The organism is Kitasatospora sp. NPDC057542 (genome assembly GCF_042801945.1).
In the GTDB taxonomy this organism is placed as follows: Bacteria; Actinomycetota; Actinomycetes; order Streptomycetales; family Streptomycetaceae; genus Kitasatospora.
On the sequence record NZ_JBHVFE010000833.1, the window covers coordinates 1 to 1,464 of the forward strand.

1 protein-coding gene is annotated in these 1,464 nt (G+C 73.6%); it reads right to left on the minus strand.

The window, feature by feature from the left end; translation table 11 throughout:
• Positions 1-69 precede the first annotated feature (69 nt).
• Positions 70-1,311, minus strand: a complete 1,242-nt coding sequence (locus ACFU7Y_RS43915) for a hypothetical protein (protein ID WP_380772067.1) — start codon at positions 1,309-1,311, stop codon at positions 70-72.
• Positions 1,312-1,464: the final 153 nt, after the last annotated feature.

Below are 1,464 nucleotides of genomic sequence, written 5' to 3' on the forward strand. Positions count from 1 at the left end.
CCCCACCCCGATGCCTGTGGCCGTCAGTGAGAACTGAGCCGGTCGATCACACGGGCCCGGGCGCTGCGGCTACGGCTTCCAGACCATGGCCGTGTGCCGGGGCCCTCCGGCTTGGTCCCGGCCGATCGCGACGCCTGCGACGAGGCCGTTGTTGCCGATGAACAGCGCGGCGGTGTTCGCGACGTTCTGCGGCCGCGGCAGCCGGGCGCTGGTCCCGTCCGGGTTCCAGCGGGCCGCGTACCGGTACTCGTCGGCGTCCGGCTGCCCCCAGAAGTAGCCGACGGCGGTGCCGCCGTCGTTGATCGCGGTGGCGATGCTGTTGGGCGCGGGCGGCCCGCCCACCGGGGAGAGGGCTTCTCCCGAGCCGTTCGGACGCCACCTGACGGCGACTCCCTGCGGCGCCAGGTACAGACTCCACCGGCCGACCGCCGTACCCGTGCTGTTCACGGCCGTCGGCTCCTTGCCCGCGAAGTCCGAGACGGAGCCGTCGGTGTTCCAGGTGAGGGAGGTGTACACCGTGCCGGTGTGAGCGTCGCGGGCGGTTCCGAACACGGCGCCGGTGTCGCTGATCAGATCGGCTTGGGTCGACGGGTAGGGCGCCGTGCCGGTGAGGGCGACGGCGCTGCCGTACGGGCCCCAGGCCACGGCGCGGGACTCGATGGTGCCGTCGGTGCCGGGGCGGTAGGAGTAGCCGACGGCCGTGCCGGAGCCGTTGACCCCGAGGGCCCTGCTGCCGGTGTCGCCGGGCAGCGGCGGCAGGGCGGTGGCCGTGCCGTCCGGGGCCCAGGACACCGCGTGGTCCGGGCCCTGGGCGCTGCCCGTGTATCCGACGACGGTGCCGGTGCGGCTGACGGCGGTGGGGATGGCGTTCCGGTCTCCGGGCAGCGGGGCGAGGGCGGTGGCGGTGCCGTCGGGCGCCCAGCGCACCGCGTGCACCGGGGCGCCGCTGCCCGGCGCCCACGACGTGCCCACGGCCGTGCCGGCGCCGTCGACGCCGATCGCCCGGTCCTCGCTGTCACCGGGCAGCGGGTCGAGCAGGGTGTCCGTGAGGTCCGCGTCCCATCGGACGGCGTGGTGGGTGAGGGGCTGCCCGGTGGACGGGTCGCCCAGGGTCACGTCCCCGACGACGACGCCGTCGGCGTTCACCCCGGTCGGCTCGCTCTGGTAAGTGCTGTCCGGGGTCGGTAGCAGTACGGGTGTGGGGCCCGTGGCGGTGTCGGCAACCGCCGACGGCGCCACCCCCGTGGCCAGGGCGGCGGCCATGGCCACGGCGGTGGCCAGGGCGGCTGTGCGGGACGTAAGCATGCTCATGATGTGCAGCTCCTGCCTCGTGAACTCGACGTGCAGATAAGTGAACTGATTGAGCATTGGCCTTCACATATCAGTACCAGATGCCAGGACGGCCCTGCAGCCCGATCGCTGATCTACTCGGCCTGCGGCCCGGGCGCGAGCCCGATTTCGTGC

Excerpts from the sequence above, each read along its gene's own strand:
- ACFU7Y_RS43915 (WP_380772067.1), bottom strand. The coding sequence starts at position 1,311 with ATGAGCATGCTTACGTCCCGCACAGCCGCCCTGGCCACCGCCGTGGCC.